The sequence below is a fragment of the Pseudomonas sp. P1_F7 genome (assembly GCF_056405655.1).
The window spans coordinates 49,627-76,489 of sequence record NZ_JBFUBR010000014.1 but is presented as its reverse complement, the minus strand read 5'-3'; the positions used below and the strand labels follow the sequence as shown (position 1 = coordinate 76,489).

Sequence of the window (26,863 nt, the reverse complement as noted above, 5' to 3'; positions counted from 1 at the left end):
AGGAGTTATGCGTTGCCTGGGAGGTCAGCGATAGTCATCCACCGGCACACACGCACAAAACAGGTTCCGGTCCCCATACACATTGTCCACCCGGTTCACCACCGGCCAGTATTTGTGAGCCTTGGTGTGCGCGTCCGGCGTGACCGCTTGCACAATGCTGTACGGCCGCTCCCACACGCCGGTGATATCGGCCAAGGTATGCGGCGCACCTTTCAACGGGTTTTCTTCCGCCGGCCAGTTACCGTTCTGCACCTCGTTGATTTCCGCGCGGATGCTCAGCATCGCCCCGATGAACCGGTCCAGCTCTGCCTTCGATTCACTTTCGGTCGGTTCGACCATCAGCGTCCCCGGCACCGGAAATGACATGGTCGGGGCATGGAACCCATAGTCCATCAGGCGCTTGGCCACGTCCTCTTCAGTGATGCCGGTCAACGCCTTGAGCGGTCGCAGGTCGAGAATGCATTCGTGGGCCACTCGTTCGTTGCGCCCGGTGTACAACACCGGGAAGGCACCGGACAAATGTCGCGCCAGGTAATTCGCGGCCAGGATCGCCACTTCGCTGGCGTCCGCCAGTTGCGGCCCCATCATGGCGATGTACATCCAGCTGATTGGCAGAATGCTTGCGCTGCCCCAGGGCGCTGCGCTGACTGCGCCATTTTGCGGGTGCGGCCCGTCGATCGGCACCACCGGATGGTTGGCCACGAACGGCGCCAGATGCGCCCGAACACCAATCGGCCCCATGCCCGGCCCACCGCCACCATGGGGAATGCAGAAGGTCTTGTGCAGGTTCATGTGCGAGACATCGGCGCCAATATCCGCCGGCCGCGCCAGCCCGACCTGGGCGTTGAGGTTGGCGCCATCCATGTACACCTGGCCGCCGTGCTGGTGGATCACTTCGCAGATTTCGCTGATGCCTTCCTCATACACGCCATGGGTCGAAGGGTAAGTCGCCATCAAGCAGGCGAGTTTTTCTGCGGCCTGTGCGGCTTTTTCCTTGAGGTCCTCCAGGTCGACGTTGCCCGCCTCGTCACACTCGACAATCACCACGCGCATCCCGGCCATTTGCGCCGACGCGGGATTGGTGCCGTGAGCCGACGAAGGAATCAGGCAGATATCGCGGCCACCCTGTTGCCGGCTCTCATGGTATTTGCGGATCGCCAGCAGCCCGGCGTATTCGCCCTGGGCACCGGAGTTGGGTTGCATGCAGATCGCGTCGAAACCGGTGATCGCGCACAACCAGCGCTCCAGTTCTTCGATCATCAGCCCATAACCGGCGGCCTGTTCCTTGGGCACGAACGGATGCAGGTTGGCGAACTGCGGCCAGGTGATCGGGATCATCTCGCTGGTGGCGTTGAGCTTCATGGTGCAGGAGCCCAGCGGGATCATCGATTGATTGAGCGCCAGGTCCTTGTTTTCCAGTTGCTTGAGGTAGCGCAGCATCTCGGTTTCGCTGTGATGGGCGCTGAACACCGGATGGCGCAGATAAGGCGAAGTTCGCGCCAACTTTTCGGGAATTCCGCCAGGCAAGACTTCGGCATCCAGGTCCTCGATGCTAAGCCCGTGATCAGCCCCCAGAAACACGTCGAACAGCTTCGCCACGGTGCTTTCGTCGCAGGCCTCGTCGAGGCTCAAGCCCAGTTGGCCGCGCCCGAGAATGCGCAGGTTGATCTGCGCGGCCCGAGCACTTTCGATGATGGCGGTCTGGGTTCCGCCGACTTCCAGCGTCAGGGTGTCGAAGAAGTGCCGGTTGACCCGGGTGATACCGTTGCGCTCAAGCCCGGCGGCAAGGATGCAGGTCAGTCGATGAACCCGCTGGGCGATCCGCTTGAGCCCTTCCGGGCCATGGTAGACCGCATAGAAACTGGCGATATTGGCCAGCAGCACCTGGGCCGTGCAGATATTGGAGTTGGCTTTCTCCCGACGGATGTGTTGCTCGCGGGTTTGCAGGGCCATGCGCAGGGCCGTGTTGCCCCGCGCATCTTTCGAAACACCGATGATCCTCCCGGGAATCGCTCGCTTGTATTCATCGCGGCTGGCAAAAAATGCCGCGTGCGGCCCGCCATATCCCATGGGCACGCCAAATCGTTGGGACGAGCCGAACACCACATCGGCGCCCAGCTCGCCCGGCGGGGTCAGCAACAACAGGCTCAGCAAGTCCGTGGCGACACAGGCCAGGGCCTGTTGCGCGTGCAGGTGATCAATCAGCGGCCGCAGGTCGTGGATTTCACCGTGGGTGTCAGGGTATTGCAGCAGCGCGCCGAACACCTGGTGCTGCTTCAGGTTATCCACAGCATCGACGATCAGCTCGAAGCCGAAACCTTCAGCACGGGTCTGCACCACGGAAATGGTCTGTGGGTGACAGTTTTCGTCAACAAAGAACAAATTGCTTTTGGACTTGGCGACCCGCTTGGCCAAAGCCATGGCTTCCGCCGCAGCAGTGGCCTCATCAAGCAGCGAGGCGTTGGCCAGTTCCAGACCGGTCAGATCGATGGTCAGTTGCTGGTAGTTCAACAGCGCTTCGAGCCGCCCTTGGGCGATCTCTGGCTGATAGGGCGTGTAAGCGGTGTACCAGCCGGGATTTTCCAGCACGTTTCGCAGAATCACGGCCGGTGTGAGGGTGCCGTGGTAGCCCATGCCGATCAGGGTGGTCCAGACCTGGTTCTGCTCGGCATAACCGCGCAGTTTTGCCAGCGCGGCCTCTTCATCGAGTGCCGGGGGCAGGTCCAGCGCCCGGTTAAGGCGGATGCCCGGCGGCACCGTTTGCTCGATCAATTCGACCCGGCTGCCCAGACCGAGGCTGTCGAGCATCGCCTGTTGCTCGGCGACATCGGGTCCGAGGTGACGGCGCAGAAAGGCATTGGGGTCGCGTAACTGGCTCAGGGACGGCAATTGGGACATGACGGGCTCTCTCTTGACTGGCGCTCAACGTCGATGCAACACGGTCAAACCAGCATAGCAGCCGATACTCGGACGCAAGGCGTAGCGCCGCCGGGCAATCCAGATCAGAATGCCCGGCACATGCCTTTTGTCCGCTGATCGGGTGACTGTATTTATGAGCCAACTGCCGTTCCTGCCGTTCTCCAAACCCACTATCGATGAAACCACGATTGCCGCCGTCGGCGACGTATTGCGCTCGGGCTGGATTACCAGCGGCCCCAAGGTCCAAGCCTTCGAAGCGCAACTTTCGGAGTATTTTGGCGGACGCCCGGTGCGCACCTTCAACTCCGGCACCTGCACCATGGAAATCGCCTTGCGTATTGCCGGGGTCGGGCCGGGCGATGAAGTGATCACCACACCGATTTCCTGGGTGGCCACCGCCAACGTCATCCTGGAAGTCGGCGCCACCCCGGTGTTTGCCGACATCGACCCGGTGACCCGCAATATCGATCTCGATCAACTGGAAGCGGCGATTACCCCCCGCACCAAAGCCATCATCCCGGTGTACCTCGCCGGATTGCCGGTGGACATGACACGTTTGTACGCCCTGGTGAAAAAGCACGGCCTGCGGATCGTCGAAGATGCGGCCCAGGCATTGGGCTCCAGCTGGAACGGCCAGCGCATTGGCTCGACGGGGGATTTCGTGTCCTTCAGTTTCCAGGCGAACAAAAACGTCACCTCCTCCGAGGGCGGTTGCCTGGTGCTGAATACGGCCGAAGAAGTACGACTGGCGGAGAAATACCGGCTGCAGGGTGTGACTCGCAGCGGTTTCGATGGACTGGACGTCGACGTGCTGGGTGGCAAATTCAACATGACCGACGTCGCCGCGGCCATTGGCCTGGGGCAATTTGCTCATATCGAAACCATCACCGCTCATCGCCGTGACCTGGCCCGGCACTATTTCGCCTGCTTTGGCGAGGATTTCGAAGCGCAGTACGGGGCGCAACTGCCTCCGGCGGATTTCACCCACAGCAACTGGCATTTGTTCCAGCTGGTATTACCGGAACGCCAGGATGGCAAACCGGCGCGGGCGACTTTCATGGAGCAGATGCAGGCGTTGGGTGTCGGGATCGGCTATCACTACCCGCCTATTCACCTGTTGAGCCTTTACCGCGAACGCGGATTCAAGGAGGGCATGTTCCCGGTCGCTGAGCGGGTCGGTCGGCTGATTGTCTCGCTGCCAATGTTCACGGCGATGAGCAAAGCAGATGTCGAGCGTTCGGTGGCGGCCGTGAAAGCGGTTTTGCGGCCTTGACTCAACCTTGATTCGGCCTTTGTAGGAGCTGCCGAAGGCTGCGATCTTTTGATTTTAAAAACAAGATCAAAAGATCGCAGCCTTCGGCAGCTCCTACGGGGCGAGCATTACTCGCCGATGGCAGCCTTGTAGCCGGCGGCATCCAGCAGTTTTTCCAGGTCTGCAGCGTTGCTTGGCTTGATCTTGAAGATCCACGCGCCGTACGGGTCGCTGTTGAGCAGTTCCGGCGAAGCGCTCAGGTCTTCGTTGACCGCGATCACTTCACCGGCAATCGGGGAGTAGATGTCGGAAGCGGCTTTAACCGACTCAACGACACCCGACTGATCACCGGCAGCAAACACGTTGCCAACTTCAGTCAGCTCAACAAACACCACATCACCCAGCGCTTCCTGCGCGTGATCGCTGATGCCCACGGTGACTGTGCCATCGGCTTCCAGACGTGCCCATTCGTGACTTTCGGCAAAACGCAGGTTGGCAGGGATATCGCTCATGTTCTGTGTCCTCAGGAAAATGGTCGGCGGTCATGCCCGCCAGAAAAGGTTAGATCAAGGTTTTGCCGTGACGTACGAAGGTCGGTTTGACCACCCGGACCGGGTACCACTTGCCACGGATTTCCACTTCAGCGCGGTCGGCAGTTGCCATCGGCACGCGCGCCAGTGCAATCGACTTGCTTAGCGTAGGAGAGAAACTACCACTGGTGATCTCCCCTTCGCCAACATCAGCGATGCGGACCACCTGATGAGCGCGCAAAACACCGCGTTCCTCAAGGACCAGACCGACCAGTTTTTGCTGTACGCCGGCGGCCTGCTCGGTTTCCAGCGCCTTGCGCCCGATGAACTGCCGGGTGGCAGGTTTCCAGGCGATGCTCCAGGCCATATTGGAGGCCAAGGGTGAAATATCCTGCTGGATGTCCTGACCGTAAAGGTTCATGCCGGCTTCGACCCGCAAGGTATCCCGCGCGCCAAGGCCGATGGGAGAAATCCCGGCACCGACCAGATCGTTGAAAAAGCCTGGCGCCTGATCGGCCGGCAGAATGATTTCCAGGCCGTCTTCGCCGGTATAACCAGTGCGCGCGATGAACCAGTCACCATCGGACAGACCTTCGAAAGGCTTGAGGAGCTGGATCAGGTTGCCGCGGGACTGGTTGACCAGCTCGGCAATTTTTTGCCGGGCGTGGGGGCCCTGGATGGCCAGCATCGCCAACTCGGAGCGTTCACCGAGTAGTACGTCGAAACCGTCGAGACGGGCTTGCATCCAGGCCATGTCCTGATCGCGGGTGGAGGCATTGACCACCAGGCGATAACCCTCATCGAGACGGTAAACGATCATGTCGTCGACGATGCCGCCCTGCTCGTTGAGCATCGCGCTGTAAAACGCACGGCCGGGGCTGTGCAGGCGTTCGACATCATTGGCCAGCAAATGCTGGAGCCAGGCTTTGGCCTGGGAGCCGCCGACGTCGATTACGGTCATGTGGGATACATCGAAGACACCGCAATCGCGGCGCACCTGATGGTGTTCCTCGACCTGCGAACCATAATGCAGAGGCATGTCCCAACCGCCAAAATCGACCATCTTCGCGCCGAGTGCGAGATGAAGGTCATACAGAGGCGTACGCTGTCCCATGGGTTTCTCCTTCCGGGCGTGGCGAAGGTGCGGACAAGTGCTGCACGGACTGAATGCCTTGAAACAAAGGGCCTTTAGCCGATTTCAGCTACCTGGTCTGTCAGACGGACCGCACCGAATGCCGCGCATTGTAGCCGCAAGGTGTAGGACTGACACCTAGCTGTTTCGATGTGCTGAGCGCCGGATCAATCCGATGACCGGTAACAGCCCGACCAGCACCAGGGTCAATGCCGGCAAAGACGCCCGCGCCCATTCGCCTTCGCTGGTCATTTCGAAGATTCGCACCGCCAGCGTGTCCCAGCCAAACGGGCGCATCAGCAGGGTCGCGGGCATTTCCTTGAGCACGTCGACGAACACCAGCAGCGCGGCGCTCAACGTGCCGGGTAGCAACAATGGCAGATACACTTTGAAAAACAGTCGTGGCCCACTGACGCCAAGGCTACGTGCCGCTTCGGGCAAAGATGGCCGTATACGCGCCAGGCTGCTTTCCAGTGGCCCGTAGGCCACTGCAATGAAGCGCACCAGATAGGCCAGCAACAACGCAGACAGACTGCCCAGCAGCAGCGGCTTGCCCGCGCCACCGAGCCAGCTCGAGAGCGGGATCACCAGTTCGCGATCCAGGTAACTGAACGCCAGCATGATCGACACCGCCAGCACCGAACCGGGCAAGGCGTAACCCAGATTGGCCAGACTGACCCCGGAACGAATGACCCGGGTGGGCGCCAGTCGTCGGGCAAACGCCAGTAACAAGGCGACGCTGACGGTGATCAACGCCGCCATCGCCCCCAGGTACAAGGTGTGGACGATCAACCCGGTGTAACGCTCGTCGAGATCGAAGCGCCCACGCTGCCAGAACCACACCGCCAATTGCAGCATCGGGATAACGAAAGCGCAGGCAAACACCAGCCCGCACCACGTTGTCGCCGCCAGCGCCTTGACGCCTCTTAGGTGATACAGCGCCTTGCCCCGTGGTCGTTCGTTGCTTGCCCGGTTGGCCCCGCGAGCACGCCGTTCGCCGTACAGCACGAGCATCACCACCAGCAGCAGCAAGCTGGCCAGTTGCGCGGCGGAAGACAGGCTGAAAAAACCGTACCAGGTCTTGTAGATGGCCGTGGTGAAGGTATCGAAGTTGAACACCGACACTGCGCCGAAATCCGCCAGGGTTTCCATCAGCGCCAATGCCACGCCCGCACCAATGGCTGGTCGCGCCATGGGCAATGCCACCCGCCAGAACGCTTGCCAGGGCGATTGGCCAAGGACTCTCGCTGCTTCCATCAGGCCTTTGCCCTGGGCGAGGAAGGCGGTGCGGGCCAGCAGATAGACATAGGGATAGAAAACCAGCACCAGCACCACAATCACGCCGCCCGTGGAACGCACGCGCGGCAGGCGCAGACCACTGCCAAACCACTCGCGCAGCAGGGTTTGCACGGGTCCGGCGAAATCCAGCAGGCCGACGAAGACGAAGGCCAGCACATAGGCAGGGATCGCGAAGGGCAGCATCAGCGCCCAGTCCAGCCAGCGCCGGCCGGGGAATTCGCAAAGGCTGGTGAGCCAGGCCAGGCTGACCCCCAGGACTGTCACGCCGACACCGACACCAAGCACCAGGGTCAGGGTATTGCCCAGCAAACGCGGCATCTGCGTGTCCCAGAGATGGGACCAGATTTGAGCGTCGATGGTTTGCCAGGAAAGCAGCAGGACACTCAGGGGCAACAGGACCAGCGCAGCGATGGCGAAGACGACGGGATACCAGCGGCGTTGGGCGGGATGGGCCAAGGAAAATCTCTCGCGAAATTTTGAAGTGTAGAGAAAACGCAAAAAGACCGCAGCCTCCGGCAACTCCTACATTGGGTTGGTGATCACCCTGTAGGAGCTGCCGAAGGCTGCGATCTTTTGACCTTTAAAACAGCAGGCTCAGTTCCAGCCAGCCTTGTCCATCAGGCGAATCGCCTCGGCCTGACGCTTGCCGGCGATTTCCACAGGCACGGTATCAGCGATGAACTTGCCCCATGCGGCGACTTCAGCCGATGGCTGCACGGCCGGGTTCGCCGGAAATTCCTGGTTCACGTCGGCAAAGATTTTCTGCGCTTCAGGGGTGGTCATCCACTCCACCAGGGCCTTGGCCGCTTCCGGGTGCGGCGCGTGTTGGGTCAGGCCGATACCCGACAGGTTGACGTGTACGCCACGGTCAGCCTGGTTCGGCCAGAACAGCTTCACCGGCAGGTCTGGCTTCTGCTTGTGCAGGCGGCCGTAGTAGTAGGTGTTGACGATACCGACGTCACACTGGCCGGCGTTGATCGCTTCCAGCACGGCTGTGTCGTCGGAGAACACGTCAGTGGACAGGTTCCTGACCCAGCCCTTGAGGATTTCCTCAGTCTTCTCGGCGCCGTGCACTTCGATCATGGTCGCGGTCAGGGACTGGTTGTAGACCTTCTTCGCCGTGCGCAGACACAGGCGGCCTTCCCATTGCTTGTCGGCCAGCGCTTCGTAGGTAGTCAGTTCACCCGGCTTCACCCGGTCAGTGGAGTAGGCAATGGTCCGCGCCCGCAGGCTCAGGCCGGTCCAGGCATGGGAGGCGGCCCGGTACTGCAGCGGAATGTTGGCATCGATGGTTTTCGAGGTGAACGGCTGGAGGATGCCCATCTGCTCGGCTTGCCAGAGGTTGCCGGCATCGACGGTGAGCAGCAGGTCGGCCGGCGTATTCGCGCCCTCGGCCTTGAGCCGCTGCATCAGTGGCGCTTCCTTGTCGGTGATGAACTTCACCTTCACGCCGGTCTTGGCAGTGTAGGCATCGAATACTGGCTTGATCAGCTCGTCGATTCGCGAGGAGTAGACCACCACCTCGTCAGCGGCCTGGACGGCGGTGCTGCCGATCAGGGTCAGGGCCAGTGCGGTCAGTAGACGCTTCGGTGCCAACATGGGAGCGGTCCCTCAATTGAAAAATGAGGCCAAATGATAAGGACTCACATTTAGCTTCTCAATCGAACCTGCTTGTGGAGGAGTTACCAGATGTTGCTTGAGCTGGAATATGAGGTGACTGAACTGCCGTCATCGCGAGCAAGCTCGCTCCCACAGGGTTCTCGAGCGTTCACACAAATTGCATTAACACCTGAATTCTGTGGGAGCGAGCTTGCTCGCGATGGGGCCTTTAACCTCAACAAAAATCTCAGGCCTTGGCCAACGCCGGCAAATCCCCGGTCAACCCCAGCGCTTCACGCACGAACAAGGCCTTGGCTTCCGGCATCTTCTCCACCATTTTCAACCCGGTATTACGCAGCCAGCGTACCGGCAACGGATCGGCCTGGAACAACCGCTCGAATCCTTCCATCGCCGCCATCAGCGCCAGGTTGTGAGGCATGCGCCGACGCTCGTAGCGGCTGAGGACTTTCACATCCGCCAGGCGTTCGCCACGGGTTGCCGCTTGCAGCAACACTTCGGCCAGCACGGCGGCATCGAGGAATCCGAGATTCACACCCTGTCCGGCCAACGGGTGAATGGTGTGGGCCGCATCGCCGATCAATGCCAGGCCTTCAGCCACATAACGCTTGGCATGACGCTGGCGCAGGGGCACGCACAACCGTGGGTCGGCGCTGAGCACTTCACCGAGTCGCCCCTCGAAGGCGCGCTCCAGTTCTTTGCAGAAACCCTGGTCATCCATCGCCATCAGACGTTCGGCTTCGCCGGGTGTGGTCGACCAGACGATCGAACACCAATCCTGTTGGCCGTCGCGCTCAAGGGGCAGGAACGCCAACGGACCGTTGTCGGTGAAGCGCTGCCAGGCCGTCATCTGATGCGGCTTGGCGCAACGCACGCTGGTGACGATGGCATGGTGCAGATAATCCCATTCGCGGGTCGCCACACCGGCCAAGCGTCGCACCGCCGAGTTGGCGCCATCCGCCGCGATCACCAGCGGCGCGCGCAAGGTGCGGCCATCGGCCAGGGTCAGCAGCCAGTCATCGCCAGAGCGGCGCATCTGTTCCAGGCGCGCATTGGCTAGCAACCCCAGATCGCAATCGTGCAGACGCTCGAGCAAGGCATCCTGGACCACGCGGTTTTCGACGATATGCCCCAGCACCTCGGCATGCACGCTGGCCGCCGAAAAATGGATTTGCCCGGTGCCGCTGCCATCCCAGACCTGCATGTCGGTGTAGGGGCTGCTGCGCCGCCCGGCGATGCCATCCCAGACGCCGAGGCGTTCGAGAATCCGCTGGCTGGCGGTCGACAAGGCGCTCACGCGCGGTTCAAAAGCGGCCTGAGCGTTGAAGGGTTTGACACTCATGGGGCTGCCGTCCAGCAGCAGGACTTCCAGCCCGCTGCCCTGCAACGCCAGCGCCAGGGCGCTGCCGACCATTCCGGCCCCGACAATCAGCAGATCTGCGCGCATTTCCATGCTTTAAGCCTGTCTCTCTTGCGGCTTGAGCCGCATGTAAAGGGTTTTCCCGACCCGCGCCAACAAGTGGCAGGAGCCGTCATGAATGTCGAACCTGCAATTGCGGCAGGTATTTTTATCGATCGTGCCTTGCCGAATCCGCGGTTCAACCAGTCACGCATCCGGTCGCGTACCCAACCCCATCGCCTGTCGGGCAAACCAGCGTTTGGCCGGTGGCAGCAGATCGAGGCCGAGCAGGCCGATGTTGCGCCCCAGGGACACGAGCGGCTGGGTGCTGCCGAACAGGCGCGTGACCTGATCGGAGAAACCCACGGTGAGGTCCTGATCGAGACGCTGGCGTTCGCGATAGGCCTGCAACGTGGCGAAGTCACCCAATGGTTTTTCGCTGGCGAGCAAGGCATCGGCCAGGGCCTGGGTATCGCGCAGGGACAGGTTGAACCCCTGGCCGGCAATCGGATGCAGGCTGTGCGCCGCGTTGCCGAGCACCGCCAGATGCGGACGCACCTGTTCTTCGGCCTCGACCAGTGTCAGCGGATACAGATGTCGTGCACCGACCTGTTTCAATGTACCAAGGCGATATCCGAATACCCCCTGCAACTCGCTAAGGAAACTGCGTTCATCCAGCGAAGCCAGGCGTTGCGCATCCATCCCCAGGCGGGTCCAGACCAGTGCACAGCGATTTTCCGGAAGCGGTAGCAACGCCATCGGGCCTTCGTCGGTGAAACGCTCGAAGGCCATGCCGTTGTGGGCTTCGCTCGGGGTGATGTTGGCAATCAGCGCGCTCTGGTTATACGGACGCTTGCGGATGCCGATCCCCAATTGCTCGCGCAGGCCGGAGCGGCCACCATCGGCGAGCACCGCGAGGTCGCATTCCAGGGTGGTTTCATCGTTGAGGGTCAGGCGATAGCCATCGATCAGCGGCTCCATGCGGGTGACTTCCGCCGGGCAGCGCCAACTGATCACGTCCTTGTCCAGGCCTTGCCACAGGCATTGGCCGAGCCAGGCGTTTTCAACGACATAACCCAGCGCTGGAACACCCTCTTCCATCGCCGACAACCGAGCCGTCGAGAAACGCCCACGGTCGGAAACATGAATCTGCTTGATCGGCTCGGCGCAGCGGGAGACTTCCTGCCAGACGCTCAACCGTTGATAAATTTGCCGCGAGCCGAAGGACAACGCCGAAGAACGGGCATCGTAACTCGGTTGATAGGTGTCGCCAGGGGCGAACGGCTCGATCAGCACGATCTTCCAGCCTCGGGCCTTGGCGCCAGCCTGCAGCGCCAGCGCCAGGCTTGCACCGACCAGCCCGCCACCGATGATTGCCAGGTTGACTCGACTCATGCTGCTTGTGCCCGCGCGGCGGCCATCAGCCCCTCGATCTCGACGACGGTTTTCGGCACGCCACCCGTCAATATTTCACAGCCGGTTTTGGTGACCACTACGTCGTCCTCGATGCGCACGCCAATGCCGCGCCATTTCTTCGCCACGTTCTGGTTGTCCGGAGCGATATAGATCCCCGGTTCCACGGTCAGCGCCATGCCGACTTCCAGCACGCGCCACTCGCCGCCGACCTTGTATTCGCCGACATCATGCACATCCATGCCCAGCCAATGGCCGGCGCGGTGCATGTAAAACGCCTTATAGGCTTCGCTGGCGATCAGCTCGTCGACGTCGCCCCGGAGCAGCCCCAGCTTGACCAGCCCGGCCGTGATGACCCGGACCGTGGCCTCGTGCGCCTGATTCCAGTGTTTGTTCGGGGCGATTTCGGCAAAGGCGGCCTCCTGTGAGGCCAGCACCAATTCGTAAATCGCTTTCTGTTCCGCTGAATATTTGCCGCTGACCGGAAAGGTCCGGGTGATGTCGCTGGCGTAGCAGTCGATCTCGCAACCGGCGTCGATCAACACCAGATCACCGTCCTTGAGCACCGCGTCGTTCTGCTGGTAATGCAGGATGCAGCTGTTGCGCCCCGCCGCGACGATCGAGCCGTAGGCCGGCATCTTCGCCCCGCCCTTGCGGAATTCGTAATCGAGTTCGGCTTCGAGGCTGAATTCGTGCAACCCGGCGCGGCAGGCCTGCATTGCCCGCACGTGCGCCTGGGCGGAAATCCGCGCCGCCTCGCGCATCACTTTCACTTCTGCCGCCGATTTATACAGGCGCATGTCGTGGAGCAGATGATCCAGGGCAACGAATTCGTTCGGTGGCTGGGCACCGAGGTTGGCCTTGGAGCGGATCACGTTGATCCACTCCATCAGGTGGCGGTCGAATTCGGGGTTGCTGCCCATGGCCGAATACACCCGGTCCCGGCCTTCGATCAGACCCGGCAGGATGTCGTCGATATCAGTGATCGGAAAGGCATCGTCGGCGCCGAAGTCGCGAATCGCGCCCTCTTGCCCGGCACGCAGACCGTCCCACAGCTCGCGCTCGGCGTTGCGTTCGCGGCAGAACAGAATGTATTCGCCATGCACACGCCCCGGCATCAACACCAGTACGGCCTGGGGCTCGGGAAAACCGCTGAGGTACTGGAAGTCGCTGTCCTGGCGATAAACGTGCTCGACGTCGCGGTTACGAATGGCCACCGCGGCGGCGGGCAGGATGGCGATGCTGTTGGGTTCCATCTGCGCCATCAAGGCCTTGCGGCGCCGGCTGTATTCCGATTTCGGGATGTGGATCATGGGCAGATGGCGTTCCCTGGCAAACGATTAGTGCAGCGACGGTTTGGCAGCCGGCGCTTGCGGTTGTTTGGTCTCGGAGAACAGCAGCAGGGGTGCGATGCGCACGTACTCCATGACTTCCATGTAGTCGCTTTCACCATCGTCGGACTCTTCCAGGGCGTCTTGCACCTGGGAAATGGCCGCCAGGTCCTGCAGCACTTCGGTGGCCTCAGTGCTCAGGGCGCTGCTGTCACGGCAGTTCAAGCCAAAGCCACTAAGGAAACCCTGGCACCACTCGCCCAGTGCGGCGGCACGCTCGGTAAGCGGGGCGTCGTCGGTGGGCAACAGCAGAACGACGGTCACGTCGTCGCCGGTGAGCTCGCCTTTTACCATCGCTTGCAGGCCGATCAGGGCGTTGCGAACGTTGTCCTGCGGCTCGCTTTCGAGCAGTTCGGCGGCGTCGATCAGCCAGCCTTCGGCGTCGAAACCGGCGCCGGCGCAGCTGCGGCCGAGCAACAGGCCGTGCAGTTCAGCAGGCGAGACGTTGTGACCGCTGGAAGTCAGCAGAGTGGCGAAGCCTTGGTACGGGGAATTCTGAATGGTCATGGGCAGCTAGGCGCCAGACGGCGCTATGTCTAGAATGAAGGCCTTGTATCCTACATCGACTACCCCTGTAGGAGCGAGCTTGCTCGCGATGGTCGTCAACGATAACGCTGGGTACCTGAGACCCCGCGGCGTTCTMAGGTTCATCGCGAGCAAGCTCGCTCCTACAGTCCAACACCCATCAGACAGTGAAGACAATGGAAGACACCGACCTGCAAGCGCTGATGGCCAGACTCGAACTGCTGATTACCCGAGTCGAGCAACTTAAGAGTCAAAACGCACTCTTACTAGCTCAGGAAAAGACCTGGCGCGAGGAACGCGCGCACCTCATTGAAAAAAACGAAATCGCCCGGCGTAAGGTCGAATCGATGATTTCGCGCCTCAAGGCCCTGGAGCAAGACTCATGAGTTCAAGCAATAGCGTCACCGTGCAGATCCTCGACAAAGAGTATTCGATCATCTGCCCTCAGGAAGAACGCAGCAACCTGGTCAGCGCCGCCCGTTACCTGGACGGCAAGATGCGCGAGATCCGCAGCAGCGGCAAAGTTATCGGCGCCGACCGTATCGCCGTGATGGCTGCGCTGAACATCACCCATGACCTGCTGCACAAGGAACAACGCCCGGATATCCAGGCCAGCGGCTCGACCCGCGAACAGGTGCGCGACCTGCTCGATCGCGTCGATCTGGCGCTTGCCACCGATCCGGACGTCACTAAAGGCTGATTCGCGCCAGCGCTTGCGGTATAATCCCCTCACTCCCTGGGGTGCTTGCCAGTTGGCGATGTCCCTGAGCCGATTTGCTATACCCTGGAGGTTGCACGTTGGGCTGGTGTGCATGTCCGCTAGACGGAAAGCCTTAAAGCCTACTGCATCTTCCACCTTGAACTTTCGGGTTCAAGGGCTAAGTCGACAGCGACACATTCGGGGAGCCTGATTCCAGTCCAATGCCGGTTTTGATACCGGCATTGGCGTTTTTACGGGTACGCTTCACGTATCCGCATTGCTGAAGCCCGAATACATGACCGAACCTGCGCTGCTCCCCCGCCCGCAACTTCGACGCATGCTGCGCAAGGCCCGCCGCGCACTGACACCGAGTCAGCAGCGCCAGGCCGCTCGCGGGCTGTACAAGCAATTGGCCCAGCAACCGCTGTTCCGCCGCGCCAAACACATCTCGCTCTACCTGCCGACCGACGGTGAAATCGATCCGCGCCTGTTGCTGCGCGCCGCGCAACGCCGGGGCAAAGCCACCTATCTGCCGGTGCTTAGCGCTTGGCCGCGAACCAAAATGGTGTTCCAGCGCATCCGGCCCGGGGAAAAACTCAAACCCAATCGCTTCCGCATTCTCGAACCACGGGCCAACCTCGCCCGGCAGCGCAAGATCTGGGCGCTGGACCTGGTGTTGTTGCCATTGGTGGGTTTTGACGATGTCGGCGGACGCCTGGGAATGGGCGGTGGCTTCTACGATCGGAGCCTAGCCTACCTGGCGCGACGAAACGACTGGCGCAAGCCGACGCTGTTGGGGCTGGCCCATGAATGTCAGAAAGTGGGGCGATTGGCTCAGGCGAGCTGGGATGTGCCGCTGCAGGGAACGGTGACGGACAAGGCCTGGTATTACGCAGGCTAGGCGCCACTTCGATCAGCGACGCCGAGACAACAGGATCAGCGCTTGAAGGCTGTCGACTGTTGCTGCAATTGGGCGAGCTCGACCGGTGCCTCGGTCTTGTTGGCCCACAGGCTTTGGGCATAGCCAGTGGTCACGACGCCAAGGCCAAACAAAATGACCAAAATCCATAGTAAATCCGGTTTGCGTTTCATCGATTGCCCCCCAAAGGCACATCAACACGATGACAGCAGCGGTTTCCGTTTGTAGGCCGTGCAGCAGCGTCAAGCTTTAAAGGCCGGCATTTTGCGACAACGTGAACCGCTGCGCAAACGCTGACGTCAACCGACTGTCGGTTTGTCATAAAATCGCCGACAAGCTGCTCAATCACCACGCAAGGAGCAAAAGACATGGCCTATTGGCTGATGAAATCCGAGCCCGACGAACTCTCGATCAAAGGGCTGGAAAAGCTCGGCAAAGCACGCTGGGACGGGGTTCGCAACTATCAGGCACGCAATTTCCTGCGGGCCATGGCAGTGGGTGATGAGTTCTTTTTCTATCATTCCAGCTGCCCCGAGCCGGGCATCGCCGGAATCGCCAGGATTGTCGAAGCCGCGTATCCGGACCCGACGGCGCTGGAGCCAGAGAGCCATTATTTCGACCCGAAGGCCACCCCGGATAAAAACGCCTGGAGTGCGATTGATGTCGCGCATATCGAGACGTTTGCCCGGGTGCTGAAACTGGATTACCTGAAGCAGCAGACGGCGCTGGCCGAGTTGCCGCTGGTGCAGAAAGGCTCGCGGCTTTCGGTGATGCCGGTGACGGCGGAGCAGTGGGCGGCGGTGATTGCTTTAAAGCCTTGAGTCATTTATCGCCTGGACCGGCCTCATCGCGAGCAAGCTCGCTCCCACAGGGTTCTGCGGTGGACATGCGATTGTGCTTCAACACAAATCCAGTGTGGGAGCGAGCAAGCTCGCGATGACGCCAGCTCAAGCAATAGAAGTCTTACTGAATGATCAGGTTGTTGAACAACAGATCCTCAACCACCGGCTTGCCGGTTTCGTCGTTCATCACCTGCTGGGTCTGCTTCAGCGCTTCCTGACGGAGCTTTTCCTTGGCCTCGACATTGTTCATCGTCTCGGTAGTCTGCTGGGCGAACAGCGCGACCAATTGATTGCGGATCAAAGGTTCATTGGCCTTCACCGCTTTGGCCGCCTCGTCACCGGTCACCCGCAACGCCACATCGGCCTTGTAGACCTTCAGTTTCGGCGTGCCGTCCAGCCCGTAGTTACCCACGAACGGCGGGCTCAGGGTGATGTAACTGACCTTCGGAGCTGCATCTTCTTTGGCTTCTTCGGCCACCGCTGCCACAGGCAGAGTCAGGGCCAGCATCAACATGATCCACGCTTTCAAAATTCGCTCCTTATCCGGTTTGCGGCCTAGCATAACGACCCGTCACGCAAGCACAAGCTTATGGCTGACTATCAGGGCCGGGCATGCTCGTTGACCCATCGACCCACACACCTACACTTATCGGCCATCACTCTCAAAGGAATAGCCCTGATGAAAGCCGTGCTGTGCAAAGCCTTCGGCCCTGCCGAATCGCTGGTGCTGGAAGACGTCGCCAGTCCTGTCGCGAAGAAGAACGAAATCCTGCTGGACGTGCACGCCGCCGGGGTGAATTTCCCCGACACGTTGATCATCGAGGGCAAATACCAGTTCAAGCCGCCCTTCCCGTTTTCGCCGGGCGGTGAAGCGGCCGGCGTGGTCAGCGCAGTGGGCGAAAAGGTCAGCCACTTGAAAGTCGGTGACCGGGTCATGGCCCTGACCGGTTGGGGCAGCTTTGCCGAACAGGTCGCCGTGCCGGGCTACAACGTGTTGCCAATCCCGCCGTCCATGGACTTCAACACTGCCGCCGCCTTCAGCATGACTTACGGCACCTCGATGCATGCCCTCAAGCAGCGCGGCAACCTGCAACCGGGTGAAACCCTGCTGGTCCTCGGTGCGTCCGGCGGTGTCGGCCTGGCCGCGGTTGAAATCGGCAAGGCCATGGGCGCCCGGGTGATTGCCGCAGCCAGCAGCGCAGAGAAACTCGCCGTGGCCAAGGCCGCCGGTGCCGACGAACTGATCAACTACAGCGAAACCAGCCTCAAGGACGAAATCAAGCGCCTGACCGACGGCCAGGGTGCCGACGTGATCTACGACCCGGTGGGCGGCGACCTGTTCGACCAGGCCATCCGCGCCATCGCCTGGAACGGCCGTCTGCTGGTGGTCGGCTTCGCCAGCGGGCGCATTCCCGAACTGCCAGTGAACCTCGCGCTGCTCAAGGGCGCCGCGGTGCTCGGCGTGTTCTGGGGCTCCTTCGCCCAACGTCAGCCGCAAGACAACGCCGCGAACTTCCAGCAACTGTTTGGCTGGTTTGCCGAAGGCAAGTTAAAACCGCTGGTGTCGCAGGTTTATCCGCTGGGCAATGCGGCGCAAGCCATCAATGATCTTGGCCAGCGTAAAGCGGTCGGGAAAGTGGTGGTGCAGGTTCGCTGAATCTCTATCTGCTATAAAAGCGCGGCCACACTGCCGCGCTTTTTCGTCATAACAGCGCCCTTATCTCTTGCGGAAGAAACCGCACGTATCGACCCGCGGGATAAGTATTACAGCGCCTGACTATTGATGGGATGCTTTTGTTGAGCTTGGCTATCAGCGCCAGACGCTTCTCTTCCGGCAATTGGGTCGGTGAAAGGGAGTGCGTCAGATAACTGCGAGTCCAACTGAAAACCGGCAGGTCTACCCACGAAGTGTCTGCGATGTTCAGCGCCGCCCGTCCGATGTCACTACATTTGAGCCGCTCCAGAGTCTTGTTGACGTGAATGGGCTGTTCCTGGTCCAGCCTGTAATCCATGGGTGCTATTACGGTGACTTGTGCAGGCTGGTCGGCGGTAATCGTCCATGACTTGAATCGCCATTGGCTGGCAGCGGCCAATGAAGCCTCACCGAGTTCGGGATGCGCATCTTCCAAAATCTCGGCCTTACTAACAGAACCATCGGCCTGCACGGTCAGGTGGACACGCACCATACCGGTGATCCCGGCCCGGTAAAGTGCCACTGGGTAAACCGGCTTCGGATTACTCTCGGGTATCAGGAACACCTCCCCGGCCCTGAGATCCATGGACGCCACCAACAAAAGCACGCATACCCACCACCGCATGTCCCTCTCCCTTCGCCTGCAACGCCAGACCTGGCAACAGCACAAAGGTTAAAGCGCTGAATCATTCGGCATAACGCCATGACTTCTGCTTTAAACGAAGGACCTTTCCTAAAGACCTGCCTTATTTCAGGTACATCAAGCGCCTGCTAACTAAACAGGTAACGCTTCCTACAACGCCCCTCACTTACATCTGAGCGACATGTTCATAAAGGAACACTCGATATCCAACATTTCCGCTGTTTTGCCGATGAGAACCGGTGCTATTTTCGGTAACGAAACTGTAACATTCGTATCCGCAGTCAAAACAAGAAATCTGGAGCTCTTGAATGTTTGCTTTCTTTCGTCCTGCCACACATCAGGCTCCGCTGCCTGAAGAAAAAATAGACAGCACCTACCGACGCCTGCGCTGGCAGATTTTCGCCGGCATCTTCATTGGCTATGCCGGTTACTACCTGCTGCGCAAGAACTTCTCCCTGGCCATGCCGTACCTGATCGACGAGGGCTACTCCCGTGGTCAGTTGGGTCTGGCGATGTCCGCCATCGCAATTGCCTACGGTCTGTCGAAGTTTCTGATGGGCCTGGTGTCCGACCGTTCCAACCCGCGCTTCTTCCTGCCGTTCGGCCTGCTGGTGTCGGCGGGGGTGATGTTCATTTTCGGTTTCGCGCCCTGGGCAACGTCCAGCGTAACCATGATGTTCATTCTACTGTTCATCAACGGCTGGGCGCAGGGCATGGGTTGGCCGCCGAGTGGCCGGACCATGGTGCACTGGTGGTCGCAGAAGGAACGTGGCGGCGTGGTGTCCGTGTGGAACGTGGCGCACAACGTCGGCGGTGGCCTGATCGGTCCGTTGTTCCTGATCGGCATGGGCCTGTTCAATGACTGGCACGCCGCGTTCTACGTACCGGCAGCAGTGGCGCTGGCGGTAGCGGTGTTTGCCTTTGTGACCATGCGCGACACCCCGCAATCGGTTGGCCTGCCGCCGATCGAGCAATACAAGAACGACTACCCGGAAGGCTACGACGCCAGCCACGAAGAGGAATTCAGCGCCAAGGAAATCTTCGTCAAATACGTGCTGCGCAACAAAATGCTCTGGTACATCGCCATGGCCAACGTCTTTGTCTATCTGCTGCGCTACGGCGTGCTGGACTGGGCGCCGACCTACCTCAAGGAAGCCAAGGGTTTCACTGTGGATAAAACCTCGTGGGCGTACTTCTTCTACGAGTGGGCAGGTATTCCCGGCACGCTGCTGTGCGGCTGGATGTCGGACAAGATCTTCCGTGGCAACCGTGGCCTGACCGGCATGGTGTTCATGGCATTGGTGACGGTCGCGACGCTGGTTTACTGGCTCAACCCGGCCGGCAATCCGATGGTCGACATGATCGCGCTGCTTTCCATTGGCTTCCTGATCTACGGCCCGGTAATGCTGATCGGCCTGCAAGCGCTGGAACTGGCACCGAAGAAGGCTGCCGGTACAGCGGCAGGCTTTACCGGACTGTTCGGTTACTTGGGCGGTTCGGTCGCGGCCAGTGCAGCGATGGGCTACACCGTGGACCATTTCGGTTGGGACGGCGGCTTCGTGCTGCTGGTCGGCGCCTGCCTGCTGGCGATGGCCTTCCTGGCCCCGACACTACGGCACAAACAAATCGCCAGTCAGGGCCGCGAAGCACTCGCTTGATCGGCCTTTGATTTACAGCGCTTGAGCCGCGCCTCCAGATTCCGGTCTGGCATGGCGTGGCTGCGTAGGGCGTGCGCGGTCTGCTCGACATAGTCGCGAGTGGTGCCGTAGCGCCCGCAGGCGTTTTCGAACACATGGCTCAGCACATGGTCCGGCAAGTTGCCGGCATAGCTGGGCAGATGTCGCTCCAGAACGAATCCCAATGCCTGAACCTGGCTGCCATCTTCGAGACGGCAGTTGAGCCAGTGCGGGCGGTAGGAAGGGAAAGGCATCTCGCGCTGCCATAGTGCGTACAGCGAGGCTTCGAGTTGCTCTTCGGGCAAGCGATAGGCGAAACCGCTGCAAGAACCGCCGCGATCCAGTCCAAACACCAGACCAGGCATTTCCGGTGTGCCGCGATGTTCGTGGGACCACAGGTACAACCCGCGATGGTAGCCATGCACTCGGCCGCGAACCCGCTCAACCGCCGTGCATTCAGGGCGCCAGATCAGCGAACCATAGGCAAACAACCATACCGGCCCACCCTTGTGACGGGCCATGGTCGATTGCATCGAGCTGAGCAATTGTTCGTGAGTGAGCTGCGGCCCCAGATCGAGCCGCGGAGGGTAAGCCAGATTCAAAAAAGCAGATTCAATGGCGGTCATGGCAACAGTTGTTCGGTCCCGCAAGCATTACAAAGTGTAAGCACTATTAATGTAATAGAACATATAGCAGTAAAGGTAAAACGAAAAGTGATAAAGGACGTTTGCCTGACTGTTTATATACCCTAACGTCATTCTGCAAGTAACTTAAATACCAGAATGAAATATGCATAAGCATTGAGCCCTTCCGGGAATAAAGCCACTTATCAGAAACGTCCTACTCTCCCTCCAGATTTGCCGCCTTCCGGCCTCCATCGGGCGTCGCGTATAACGGCCACACAGGCGCAAGCCAGACTGCCTCACAGGGGGCCGCCGATGAAAAAACCATGGTTTTACGCAGTGCTGTTGATGGTCTTGGCGCCATTGGCGCTGGCACAGCATGCAAGCTCAAAGGACACTGGCTCCTGGTATTTGCAGACCAGTGTTTATACGACGCATTATTCACCCGACCCCAGGCACAACAACAATCAGGACCTTATTGGTCTTGAACGTATCGACGCGTCGGACTGGCTGTTTGGCGCCGCCACTTTTCGCAATTCGTACAGCCAGCGCTCATATTATGCCTACGTGGGCAAACGCTACGAAAGCGCCTCCTATCCCGTGTATATCAAGTTCACGGGCGGCCTGCTGGAAGGCTACCGCGGCAAACATAAGGACAAGATCCCCCTGAATCGCTTCGGGGTCGCACCGGTGATCATCCCCTCACTGGGCGCACACTACGGCCCGGTGGCAGCCGAGCTGGTGTTGCTCGGCTTCAACGCCGCCATGGTGACCACTGGCGTGCGCTTCTGATCCCACGCTGACTACGAGCGTGGCGCGTAGGCAAAAACGTCGGCACGCATCTGATGCGCGTCCATTCCTGCCTCTACCAGCGCATCCAGCGTGCCATAGACCATGGCCGGAGAGCCACTGGCGTACACATGCAGCGGCTTGAGGTCAGGGAAGTCTTCACAGACCGCTTCATGCAACATGCCGCAACGCCCTTCCCAACCGCATTGATCACTGACGACCTTGTGCAGGAACAGGTTGGGCAGCTTCAGCCATTCGTCCCAATGCTCGACTTGATAAAAGTCTTCTGGACGACGCACTCCCCAATACAGATGCACCGGATGCTTGAAACCCGAGGCCCGGCAATGTTCGATCAGGCCGTGGACCTGGCCCATGCCGGTGCCAGCAGCGATCAACACGAGAGGACCGTCCGGCAACTGTTCCAGGTGGGTATCGCCAAACGGCAATTCGACCCGCACCATGCTGTTGCGCCGGAGCTGTTCGATCAGACTCAACGCACTGGATTCGCGCGCCAGTACGTGGATTTCCAGGTCGCGCCCCGCATGCGGTGCCGAGGCGAGGGAGAAGGCGGACTTTTCGCCGTTCTCGCGTTCGATCATCAGGTACTGGCCGGCGTGATAGCGCGGCGGTTTGCCGGCCGGAGCCCGCAGACGCACGCGCCAGGTGTCGCCGCCCACGTCCTTGCACTCAATGACCTGACACGAGACGGTGCGCACCGGCAGTTCTCCCAACGCGAGCACGCCATCCCACAGCACGATGCAGTCTTCCAGCGGCTCCGCTATGCAAGTGTAGAACTCGCCATGGTCGCGTACATCGCCGGCCTGCTCGACCCGGCCTTCCACCAGCAACGCCGCGCACACGTGGCAATTGCCATTGCGGCAGCTTTGCGGGCATTCGTAGCCCAGACGTCGTGCGCCATCGAGAATCCGCTCGCCGGGCAATATCTCAAGCACTGCTCCGGAGGGCTGCAAGGTTACACGCATCAATCTATTCCTAACTGATTCCAGATGGCATCGATCCGCTGGGTCACGGCATCGTCCTTGACGATGACCCGACCCCACTCGCGGGTAGTTTCGCCCGGCCATTTATGCGTGGCATCGAGGCCCATTTTCGACCCCAGGCCGGAGACCGGCGAGGCGAAGTCCAGGTAGTCGATCGGCGTGTTGTCGATCATCACCGTGTCGCGCTTGGGATCCATGCGCGTGGTGATGGCCCAGATCACGTCGTTCCAGTCCCGGGCGTTGATATCGTCGTCGGTGACGATAACGAACTTGGTGTACATGAACTGTCGCAAAAACGACCAGACACCCAGCATTACCCGCTTGGCGTGGCCCGGGTACGACTTTTTCATGGTCACGATGGCCATGCGGTACGAGCAGCCTTCGGGCGGCAAGTAGAAATCGGTGATCTCCGGGAACTGCTTCTGCAGGATTGGCACGAATACTTCGTTCAACGCCACGCCGAGGATCGCCGGCTCATCCGGCGGACGGCCGGTGTAGGTGCTGTGGTAGATCGGCTTGATCCGGTGGGTGATCCGCTCGACGGTGAACACAGGGAAGCTGTCGACTTCGTTGTAGTAACCGGTGTGGTCGCCGTACGGGCCTTCATCGGCCATTTCGCCCGGATGGATCACGCCTTCGAGGATGATTTCGGCAGTGGCCGGTACTTGCAGGTCATTGCCACGGCACTTCACCAGCTCAGTGCGGTTACCGCGCAACAGGCCGGCGAAGGCGTACTCGGAAAGGCTGTCGGGCACCGGGGTCACGGCGCCGAGGATGGTCGCCGGGTCTGCGCCCAACGCGACCGATACCGGGAATGGCTGGCCGGGATGCTTCTCGCACCACTCGCGAAAATCCAGCGCGCCGCCACGGTGGCTCAGCCAGCGCATGATGACCTTGTTGCGGCCGATCACCTGCTGACGATAGATGCCGAGGTTCTGGCGATCCTTGTTCGGGCCTTTGGTGACGGTCAGGCCCCAGGTGATCAGCGGACCGACATCGCCTGGCCAGCAGGTCTGCACTGGCAACATGGCCAGGTCGACGTCGTCGCCTTCGATGACCACTTCCTGGCACACCGCGTCCTTGACGACTTTCGGTGCCATCGAAATGATCTTGCGGAAGATCGGCAGCTTGGACCAGGCATCCTTCAGGCCTTTCGGTGGCTCGGGTTCCTTGAGGAACGCCAGCAGCTTGCCGATCTCGCGCAGCTCGCTGACCGCTTCGGCGCCCATGCCCAACGCCACGCGCTCGGGGGTGCCGAACAGGTTGCCGAGCACGGGAATGTCGTAACCGGTGGGTTTTTCGAATAGCAGGGCCGGGCCTTTGGCGCGCAAGGTGCGGTCGCAGACCTCGGTCATTTCGAGCACTGGGGACACCGGAATCTGGATGCGCTTGAGTTCGCCGCGCTGTTCCAGCCCGCTGATAAAGTCGCGCAAGTCGCGATACTGCATGCGTGAGCCTCGTGTTGGCCGTGGCGTTCGGGGCAGGCAGTTTAGCGCCGAACCCTTTGGTTCAGAACCACGAACTGCCGCCTGATCAAAAATCGGATAGCAAAAAGCCGGGTTTCCCCGGCTTTTTGTGCCCGTTCGACTTACTTGCGTTTCATCGACAGGAAGAACTCATCGTTGGTCTTGGTCGTTTTCAGCTTGTCGACCAGGAACTCGATGGCAGCGACTTCATCCATCGGGTGCAGCAGCTTGCGCAGAATCCACATGCGCTGCAGCTCGTCGTCGGCGGTCAGCAACTCTTCGCGGCGGGTGCCGGAACGGTTGATGTTGATAGCCGGGAAGACGCGCTTTTCAGCGATACGGCGATCCAGCGGCAGTTCCATGTTGCCAGTGCCTTTGAATTCCTCGTAGATCACTTCGTCCATCTTCGAGCCGGTTTCAACCAGCGCGGTGGCGATGATGGTCAGCGAGCCGCCTTCTTCGATGTTCCGCGCGGCGCCGAAGAAACGCTTCGGTTTCTCCAGGGCGTGGGCATCGACACCACCGGTCAGTACCTTGCCGGAGCTCGGGATCACGGTGTTGTAGGCGCGAGCCAGACGGGTGATGGAGTCGAGCAGGATCACCACGTCTTTCTTGTGCTCGACCAGGCGCTTGGCCTTCTCGATCACCATTTCGGCAACCTGCACGTGGCGGGTTGGCGGCTCGTCGAACGTCGAGGCAACCACTTCGCCGCGCACGGTGCGCTGCATTTCGGTTACTTCTTCCGGACGCTCATCGATCAGCAGCACGATCAGGTGAACTTCAGGGTTGTTACGCGCGATGTTCGCGGCAATGTTCTGCAGCATGATCGTTTTACCGGCTTTCGGCGGTGCAACGATCAGACCGCGCTGGCCCTTACCGATCGGGGCGCACAGGTCGATGACACGACCGGTCAAGTCTTCGGTGGAACCGTTGCCGGCTTCCATCTTCATGCGCACAGTCGGGAACAGCGGGGTCAGGTTCTCGAAGAGAATCTTGTTTTTCGCGTTTTCCGGACGGTCGAAGTTGATCGTGTCGACCTTGAGCAGCGCGAAATAACGCTCGCCTTCCTTTGGAGGGCGGATCTTGCCAACGATGGTGTCACCGGTGCGCAAGTTGAAACGACGGATCTGGCTCGGCGAGACGTAGATATCGTCTGGACCTGCGAGATAGGAAGCGTCAGCGGAGCGCAGGAAGCCGAAGCCGTCCTGGAGAATCTCCAGCACGCCATCACCGGAGATTTCCTCACCGCTTTTCGCGTGCTTCTTGAGCAGGGAGAAAATCACGTCCTGCTTGCGCGAACGGGCCATATTTTCTATGCCCATCTGTTCGGCCAATTCGAGCAGTTCGGTAATCGGCTTTTGCTTGAGTTCAGTCAGATTCATATAGGAATGACGTAATCATTTATGGAGGGGGGAAATTAAGCTTTTGGCTTAATGAGGCCGCGCCGCTGAGAAGGCGACAGGATCGCGTACTTATTCGAAAAGGAGTGCGTCGGCGACGGCTAGCAGGGGGCAATGGAGAAACCAGTGCGGGGCCGAATGTACCACCTGAGTTTAGGAGCGTCTAGCCCTGAATACGCAAAAAGCCCCGCTACTTGCGGGGCTTTTTCAGGACAATTTACAGCGACGCTTAGATGTTGGCGTCGAGGAAAGCAGCCAGTTGCGACTTCGACAGTGCGCCGACCTTGGTCGCTTCAACGTTGCCGTTCTTGAACAGCATCAGGGTCGGGATACCGCGCACGCCATGCTTGGCCGGGGTTTCCTGGTTTTCGTCGATGTTCAGCTTGGCAACAGTCAGCTTGCCTTTGTAAGTCTCGGCAATTTCGTCCAGAACCGGAGCGATCATTTTGCAAGGGCCGCACCATTCAGCCCAGTAGTCGACCAGGACAGCGCCTTCGGCCTTGAGTACGTCGGCTTCGAAGCTGGCGTCGCTAACGTGTTTGATAAGATCGCTGCTCATGGAATTCTCCAGGTTGTAAGCAAAAAAACGTGGCCCATCATAGCGGTCCTTCCCTCGTTCAGGAAGGTGCAGATGATTGAGTCTCGCTATGGTGATTCATGAGTTTGGGTATAGCTCAGGTCATGAAGCGGCGGGAGCGATGAACGCGATTCCGGTACGCAACGCGGCATTGCGTACATGCTCTTGCATGGCCTTTTGCGCAGCGCCAGACGCTCGGCGTGCCAGCGCACGAAGGATTTTGCGGTGTTCCTGCCAGGTTTCCATGGCCCGCTCGACCCGGATGAACGGTAGCTTCTGGCTTTCCAGGAAGATGTCGGCACTGGCGGTCAGGATGCTCAGCATCGCCTGATTGCCGCTGGCCAGCAGGATGCGGCGGTGGAATTCGAAATCCAGGCGGGCCGCGGCTTCGAAGTCGCCGGACTTCAGCTCATTGCGCATGGCGGCGACATTGTCTTCCAGCGCATCAAGCTCATCGGTGCTCAAGGTCACCGCCGCCAACCCCGCCGCAAAGCCCTCCAGCGCATAGCGCAACTGAAAGATGTCCAGCGGCGAAGCCTGCGCCGCGAACGGCCAGCCCGGCGCGGCCTCGCCTCGCGGCAGCTCCACCGGCGCCTGCACGAACACGCCTTTGCCCGGCTGGATGCTGATGACGCCCAGCGCACTCAGGGACGACAACGCCTCACGCAAAGAAGCCCGGCTTACGCCCAGTTGTACCGCCAGGTCCCGTTGCGAGGGCAAGGCATCCCCCGGCCCGAAGCCCTGTTCGGTGATCAGTTTGCGGATGGCTTGCAGCGCCACTTCAGGTACGGCGCGGGAGATCGAGTTCATGGTTTTCCAGACGAACCAGGCCAATGTGCGCTCAGTTGTAAAGCTATTCACGACGCCCGGCAAGTCGTGCCCCATGGGGGTTCGGCAATTTTCATGGCTGCGCTATCGGGGTGCGAAATGCAACCTGACTGTTCAGACCAGTAAGACCGATAGACACCAGCAAAACCGCGCTCTGGCGCCCCCAAAACCCTAAGTTGGCATGGCCCATGCTCTGTCGATCCGCAGAAATCACTTCTTGCCGATCCGG

The 26,863-nt window shown here is 60.2% G+C and carries 26 protein-coding genes and 1 other RNA gene; 9 read left to right on the top strand and 18 right to left on the bottom strand.

Annotation, left to right across the window (positions count from 1 at the left end; translation table 11 throughout):
- Positions 1-24 precede the first annotated feature (24 nt).
- Positions 25-2,898, bottom strand: a complete 2,874-nt coding sequence (gene gcvP / locus AC1D1M_RS21330) for an aminomethyl-transferring glycine dehydrogenase (protein ID WP_477777132.1) — start codon at positions 2,896-2,898, stop codon at positions 25-27.
- Positions 2,899-3,052: 154 nt separating this feature from the next.
- On the opposite strand from gcvP, the gene AC1D1M_RS21325 reads away from it, so the two are divergent.
- The gene (locus tag AC1D1M_RS21325) at positions 3,053-4,192 is read left to right on the top strand and encodes a DegT/DnrJ/EryC1/StrS family aminotransferase (protein ID WP_477777131.1); all 1,140 of its coding nucleotides are present in this window, start codon (positions 3,053-3,055) and stop codon (positions 4,190-4,192) included.
- Positions 4,193-4,299: 107 nt separating this feature from the next.
- On the opposite strand, the gene gcvH is transcribed toward AC1D1M_RS21325, so the two are convergent.
- The 8 genes from gcvH to AC1D1M_RS21285 all read right to left on the bottom strand — a co-directional run bounded on the left by gcvH (position 4,300) and on the right by AC1D1M_RS21285 (position 13,459).
- Positions 4,300-4,683 carry a glycine cleavage system protein GcvH gene (gene gcvH / locus AC1D1M_RS21320; protein WP_477777130.1) on the bottom strand — a complete coding sequence of 128 codons (384 nt, stop codon included), beginning with the start codon at positions 4,681-4,683 and terminating at the stop codon, positions 4,300-4,302.
- 49 nt (positions 4,684-4,732) lie between these two features.
- A complete protein-coding gene (gene gcvT / locus AC1D1M_RS21315; RefSeq protein WP_477777129.1) occupies positions 4,733-5,815 on the bottom strand; it encodes a glycine cleavage system aminomethyltransferase GcvT in 1,083 nt (360 codons plus the stop codon).
- A gap of 156 nt (positions 5,816-5,971) precedes the next feature.
- Positions 5,972-7,588: an ABC transporter permease gene (locus AC1D1M_RS21310; RefSeq protein ID WP_477777128.1), complete on the bottom strand. Its 1,617-nt coding sequence runs from the start codon at positions 7,586-7,588 to the stop codon at positions 5,972-5,974.
- Between the two features lie 138 nt (positions 7,589-7,726).
- Positions 7,727-8,731, bottom strand: coding sequence for an extracellular solute-binding protein (locus tag AC1D1M_RS21305; protein WP_477777127.1), 1,005 nt, complete (start codon positions 8,729-8,731; stop codon positions 7,727-7,729).
- 247 nt (positions 8,732-8,978) lie between these two features.
- On the bottom strand, positions 8,979-10,196 hold the full coding sequence (locus AC1D1M_RS21300; RefSeq protein ID WP_477777323.1) for a 2-octaprenyl-3-methyl-6-methoxy-1,4-benzoquinol hydroxylase: 1,218 nt from the start codon (positions 10,194-10,196) through the stop codon (positions 8,979-8,981).
- A gap of 159 nt (positions 10,197-10,355) precedes the next feature.
- A complete protein-coding gene (ubiH, locus tag AC1D1M_RS21295) occupies positions 10,356-11,543 on the bottom strand; it encodes a 2-octaprenyl-6-methoxyphenyl hydroxylase (RefSeq protein WP_477777126.1) in 1,188 nt (395 codons plus the stop codon).
- The gene (gene pepP / locus AC1D1M_RS21290; protein WP_477777125.1) at positions 11,540-12,874 is read right to left on the bottom strand and encodes a Xaa-Pro aminopeptidase; all 1,335 of its coding nucleotides are present in this window, start codon (positions 12,872-12,874) and stop codon (positions 11,540-11,542) included. The genes ubiH and pepP overlap by 4 nt, the downstream gene beginning before the upstream one ends.
- Positions 12,875-12,901: 27 nt before the next feature.
- Positions 12,902-13,459 (bottom strand): YecA/YgfB family protein, encoded by a 558-nt coding sequence (locus AC1D1M_RS21285; protein WP_477777124.1) that lies wholly within the window; start codon positions 13,457-13,459, stop codon positions 12,902-12,904.
- Between the two features lie 194 nt (positions 13,460-13,653).
- Here AC1D1M_RS21285 and AC1D1M_RS21280 point away from each other — a divergent pair, with 194 nt between their 5' ends.
- The 4 genes from AC1D1M_RS21280 to AC1D1M_RS21265 all read left to right on the top strand — a co-directional run bounded on the left by AC1D1M_RS21280 (position 13,654) and on the right by AC1D1M_RS21265 (position 15,078).
- Complete coding sequence (locus AC1D1M_RS21280; RefSeq protein WP_007940359.1) at positions 13,654-13,863, top strand: TIGR02449 family protein; 210 nt, start codon at positions 13,654-13,656, stop codon at positions 13,861-13,863.
- The gene (locus AC1D1M_RS21275) at positions 13,860-14,177 is read left to right on the top strand and encodes a cell division protein ZapA (RefSeq protein ID WP_477777123.1); all 318 of its coding nucleotides are present in this window, start codon (positions 13,860-13,862) and stop codon (positions 14,175-14,177) included. Before AC1D1M_RS21280 ends, AC1D1M_RS21275 begins: the two co-directional genes overlap by 4 nt.
- Before the next feature lie 30 nt (positions 14,178-14,207).
- A non-coding RNA gene (gene ssrS / locus AC1D1M_RS21270) (6S RNA) lies at positions 14,208-14,386 on the top strand.
- 86 nt (positions 14,387-14,472) lie between these two features.
- Entirely contained in the window at positions 14,473-15,078 is a 606-nt protein-coding gene (locus AC1D1M_RS21265; protein ID WP_477777122.1) for a 5-formyltetrahydrofolate cyclo-ligase, read from the top strand.
- 35 nt (positions 15,079-15,113) lie between these two features.
- Here the strand turns inward: AC1D1M_RS21265 and AC1D1M_RS21260 are convergent, their stop codons facing one another.
- Positions 15,114-15,269 (bottom strand): hypothetical protein, encoded by a 156-nt coding sequence (locus tag AC1D1M_RS21260; protein WP_477777121.1) that lies wholly within the window; start codon positions 15,267-15,269, stop codon positions 15,114-15,116.
- 195 nt (positions 15,270-15,464) lie between these two features.
- Between AC1D1M_RS21260 and AC1D1M_RS21255 the strand changes: the two genes are divergently transcribed.
- Positions 15,465-15,917: an EVE domain-containing protein gene (locus AC1D1M_RS21255; RefSeq protein ID WP_477777120.1), complete on the top strand. Its 453-nt coding sequence runs from the start codon at positions 15,465-15,467 to the stop codon at positions 15,915-15,917.
- Between the two features lie 142 nt (positions 15,918-16,059).
- On the opposite strand, the gene AC1D1M_RS21250 is transcribed toward AC1D1M_RS21255, so the two are convergent.
- On the bottom strand, positions 16,060-16,467 hold the full coding sequence (locus tag AC1D1M_RS21250) for a flagellar basal body-associated protein FliL (protein WP_477777119.1): 408 nt from the start codon (positions 16,465-16,467) through the stop codon (positions 16,060-16,062).
- A gap of 150 nt (positions 16,468-16,617) precedes the next feature.
- Between AC1D1M_RS21250 and AC1D1M_RS21245 the strand changes: the two genes are divergently transcribed.
- A complete protein-coding gene (locus AC1D1M_RS21245; protein ID WP_477777118.1) occupies positions 16,618-17,595 on the top strand; it encodes an NADPH:quinone oxidoreductase family protein in 978 nt (325 codons plus the stop codon).
- Between the two features lie 46 nt (positions 17,596-17,641).
- On the opposite strand, the gene AC1D1M_RS21240 is transcribed toward AC1D1M_RS21245, so the two are convergent.
- Positions 17,642-18,256 carry an energy transducer TonB gene (locus AC1D1M_RS21240; RefSeq protein WP_477777117.1) on the bottom strand — a complete coding sequence of 205 codons (615 nt, stop codon included), beginning with the start codon at positions 18,254-18,256 and terminating at the stop codon, positions 17,642-17,644.
- Between the two features lie 326 nt (positions 18,257-18,582).
- On the opposite strand from AC1D1M_RS21240, the gene glpT reads away from it, so the two are divergent.
- The gene (gene glpT / locus AC1D1M_RS21235; protein WP_477777116.1) at positions 18,583-19,932 is read left to right on the top strand and encodes a glycerol-3-phosphate transporter; all 1,350 of its coding nucleotides are present in this window, start codon (positions 18,583-18,585) and stop codon (positions 19,930-19,932) included.
- Here glpT and AC1D1M_RS21230 read toward each other — a convergent pair.
- Positions 19,908-20,576, bottom strand: a complete 669-nt coding sequence (locus AC1D1M_RS21230; RefSeq protein WP_477777115.1) for a gamma-glutamylcyclotransferase — start codon at positions 20,574-20,576, stop codon at positions 19,908-19,910. The two genes, glpT and AC1D1M_RS21230, sit on opposite strands and share 25 nt — an antisense overlap.
- A gap of 312 nt (positions 20,577-20,888) precedes the next feature.
- Between AC1D1M_RS21230 and AC1D1M_RS21225 the strand changes: the two genes are divergently transcribed.
- Positions 20,889-21,365, top strand: coding sequence for a sn-glycerol-3-phosphate transporter (locus AC1D1M_RS21225; protein WP_477777114.1), 477 nt, complete (start codon positions 20,889-20,891; stop codon positions 21,363-21,365).
- Between the two features lie 11 nt (positions 21,366-21,376).
- Here AC1D1M_RS21225 and AC1D1M_RS21220 read toward each other — a convergent pair whose 3' ends face one another.
- The 5 genes from AC1D1M_RS21220 to AC1D1M_RS21200 all read right to left on the bottom strand — a co-directional run bounded on the left by AC1D1M_RS21220 (position 21,377) and on the right by AC1D1M_RS21200 (position 26,616).
- Complete coding sequence (locus AC1D1M_RS21220) at positions 21,377-22,345, bottom strand: CDP-6-deoxy-delta-3,4-glucoseen reductase (RefSeq protein ID WP_477777113.1); 969 nt, start codon at positions 22,343-22,345, stop codon at positions 21,377-21,379.
- Complete coding sequence (ubiD, locus tag AC1D1M_RS21215; RefSeq protein ID WP_150724951.1) at positions 22,345-23,811, bottom strand: 4-hydroxy-3-polyprenylbenzoate decarboxylase; 1,467 nt, start codon at positions 23,809-23,811, stop codon at positions 22,345-22,347. The genes AC1D1M_RS21220 and ubiD overlap by 1 nt, the downstream gene beginning before the upstream one ends.
- Positions 23,812-23,951: 140 nt before the next feature.
- Positions 23,952-25,211 (bottom strand): transcription termination factor Rho, encoded by a 1,260-nt coding sequence (rho, locus tag AC1D1M_RS21210; RefSeq protein ID WP_003206716.1) that lies wholly within the window; start codon positions 25,209-25,211, stop codon positions 23,952-23,954.
- 247 nt (positions 25,212-25,458) lie between these two features.
- The gene (gene trxA / locus AC1D1M_RS21205) at positions 25,459-25,788 is read right to left on the bottom strand and encodes a thioredoxin TrxA (RefSeq protein WP_003206727.1); all 330 of its coding nucleotides are present in this window, start codon (positions 25,786-25,788) and stop codon (positions 25,459-25,461) included.
- A gap of 120 nt (positions 25,789-25,908) precedes the next feature.
- A complete protein-coding gene (locus AC1D1M_RS21200) occupies positions 25,909-26,616 on the bottom strand; it encodes a FadR/GntR family transcriptional regulator (RefSeq protein ID WP_477777112.1) in 708 nt (235 codons plus the stop codon).
- Positions 26,617-26,863 lie beyond the last annotated feature (247 nt).

Excerpts from the sequence above, each read along its gene's own strand:
- AC1D1M_RS21200 (WP_477777112.1), bottom strand. The coding sequence starts at position 26,616 with ATGAACTCGATCTCCCGCGCCGTACCTGAAGTGGCGCTGCAAGCCATC.
- AC1D1M_RS21225 (WP_477777114.1), top strand. The coding sequence starts at position 20,889 with ATGAAAAAACCATGGTTTTACGCAGTGCTGTTGATGGTCTTGGCGCCA.
- AC1D1M_RS21260 (WP_477777121.1), bottom strand. The coding sequence starts at position 15,269 with ATGAAACGCAAACCGGATTTACTATGGATTTTGGTCATTTTGTTTGGC.
- gcvH (WP_477777130.1), bottom strand. The coding sequence starts at position 4,683 with ATGAGCGATATCCCTGCCAACCTGCGTTTTGCCGAAAGTCACGAATGG.
- AC1D1M_RS21305 (WP_477777127.1), bottom strand. The coding sequence starts at position 8,731 with ATGTTGGCACCGAAGCGTCTACTGACCGCACTGGCCCTGACCCTGATC.
- AC1D1M_RS21325 (WP_477777131.1), top strand. The coding sequence starts at position 3,053 with ATGAGCCAACTGCCGTTCCTGCCGTTCTCCAAACCCACTATCGATGAA.
- trxA (WP_003206727.1), bottom strand. The coding sequence starts at position 25,788 with ATGAGCAGCGATCTTATCAAACACGTTAGCGACGCCAGCTTCGAAGCC.
- gcvT (WP_477777129.1), bottom strand. The coding sequence starts at position 5,815 with ATGGGACAGCGTACGCCTCTGTATGACCTTCATCTCGCACTCGGCGCG.
- AC1D1M_RS21255 (WP_477777120.1), top strand. The coding sequence starts at position 15,465 with ATGGCCTATTGGCTGATGAAATCCGAGCCCGACGAACTCTCGATCAAA.
- AC1D1M_RS21265 (WP_477777122.1), top strand. The coding sequence starts at position 14,473 with ATGACCGAACCTGCGCTGCTCCCCCGCCCGCAACTTCGACGCATGCTG.
- rho (WP_003206716.1), bottom strand. The coding sequence starts at position 25,211 with ATGAATCTGACTGAACTCAAGCAAAAGCCGATTACCGAACTGCTCGAA.
- ubiH (WP_477777126.1), bottom strand. The coding sequence starts at position 11,543 with ATGAGTCGAGTCAACCTGGCAATCATCGGTGGCGGGCTGGTCGGTGCA.
- AC1D1M_RS21230 (WP_477777115.1), bottom strand. The coding sequence starts at position 20,576 with ATGACCGCCATTGAATCTGCTTTTTTGAATCTGGCTTACCCTCCGCGG.
- pepP (WP_477777125.1), bottom strand. The coding sequence starts at position 12,874 with ATGATCCACATCCCGAAATCGGAATACAGCCGGCGCCGCAAGGCCTTG.
- AC1D1M_RS21300 (WP_477777323.1), bottom strand. The coding sequence starts at position 10,196 with ATGCGCGCAGATCTGCTGATTGTCGGGGCCGGAATGGTCGGCAGCGCC.
- AC1D1M_RS21220 (WP_477777113.1), bottom strand. The coding sequence starts at position 22,345 with ATGCGTGTAACCTTGCAGCCCTCCGGAGCAGTGCTTGAGATATTGCCC.
- AC1D1M_RS21280 (WP_007940359.1), top strand. The coding sequence starts at position 13,654 with ATGGAAGACACCGACCTGCAAGCGCTGATGGCCAGACTCGAACTGCTG.
- AC1D1M_RS21275 (WP_477777123.1), top strand. The coding sequence starts at position 13,860 with ATGAGTTCAAGCAATAGCGTCACCGTGCAGATCCTCGACAAAGAGTAT.
- glpT (WP_477777116.1), top strand. The coding sequence starts at position 18,583 with ATGTTTGCTTTCTTTCGTCCTGCCACACATCAGGCTCCGCTGCCTGAA.
- ubiD (WP_150724951.1), bottom strand. The coding sequence starts at position 23,811 with ATGCAGTATCGCGACTTGCGCGACTTTATCAGCGGGCTGGAACAGCGC.
- AC1D1M_RS21285 (WP_477777124.1), bottom strand. The coding sequence starts at position 13,459 with ATGACCATTCAGAATTCCCCGTACCAAGGCTTCGCCACTCTGCTGACT.
- AC1D1M_RS21245 (WP_477777118.1), top strand. The coding sequence starts at position 16,618 with ATGAAAGCCGTGCTGTGCAAAGCCTTCGGCCCTGCCGAATCGCTGGTG.
- gcvP (WP_477777132.1), bottom strand. The coding sequence starts at position 2,898 with ATGTCCCAATTGCCGTCCCTGAGCCAGTTACGCGACCCCAATGCCTTT.
- AC1D1M_RS21240 (WP_477777117.1), bottom strand. The coding sequence starts at position 18,256 with ATGCGGTGGTGGGTATGCGTGCTTTTGTTGGTGGCGTCCATGGATCTC.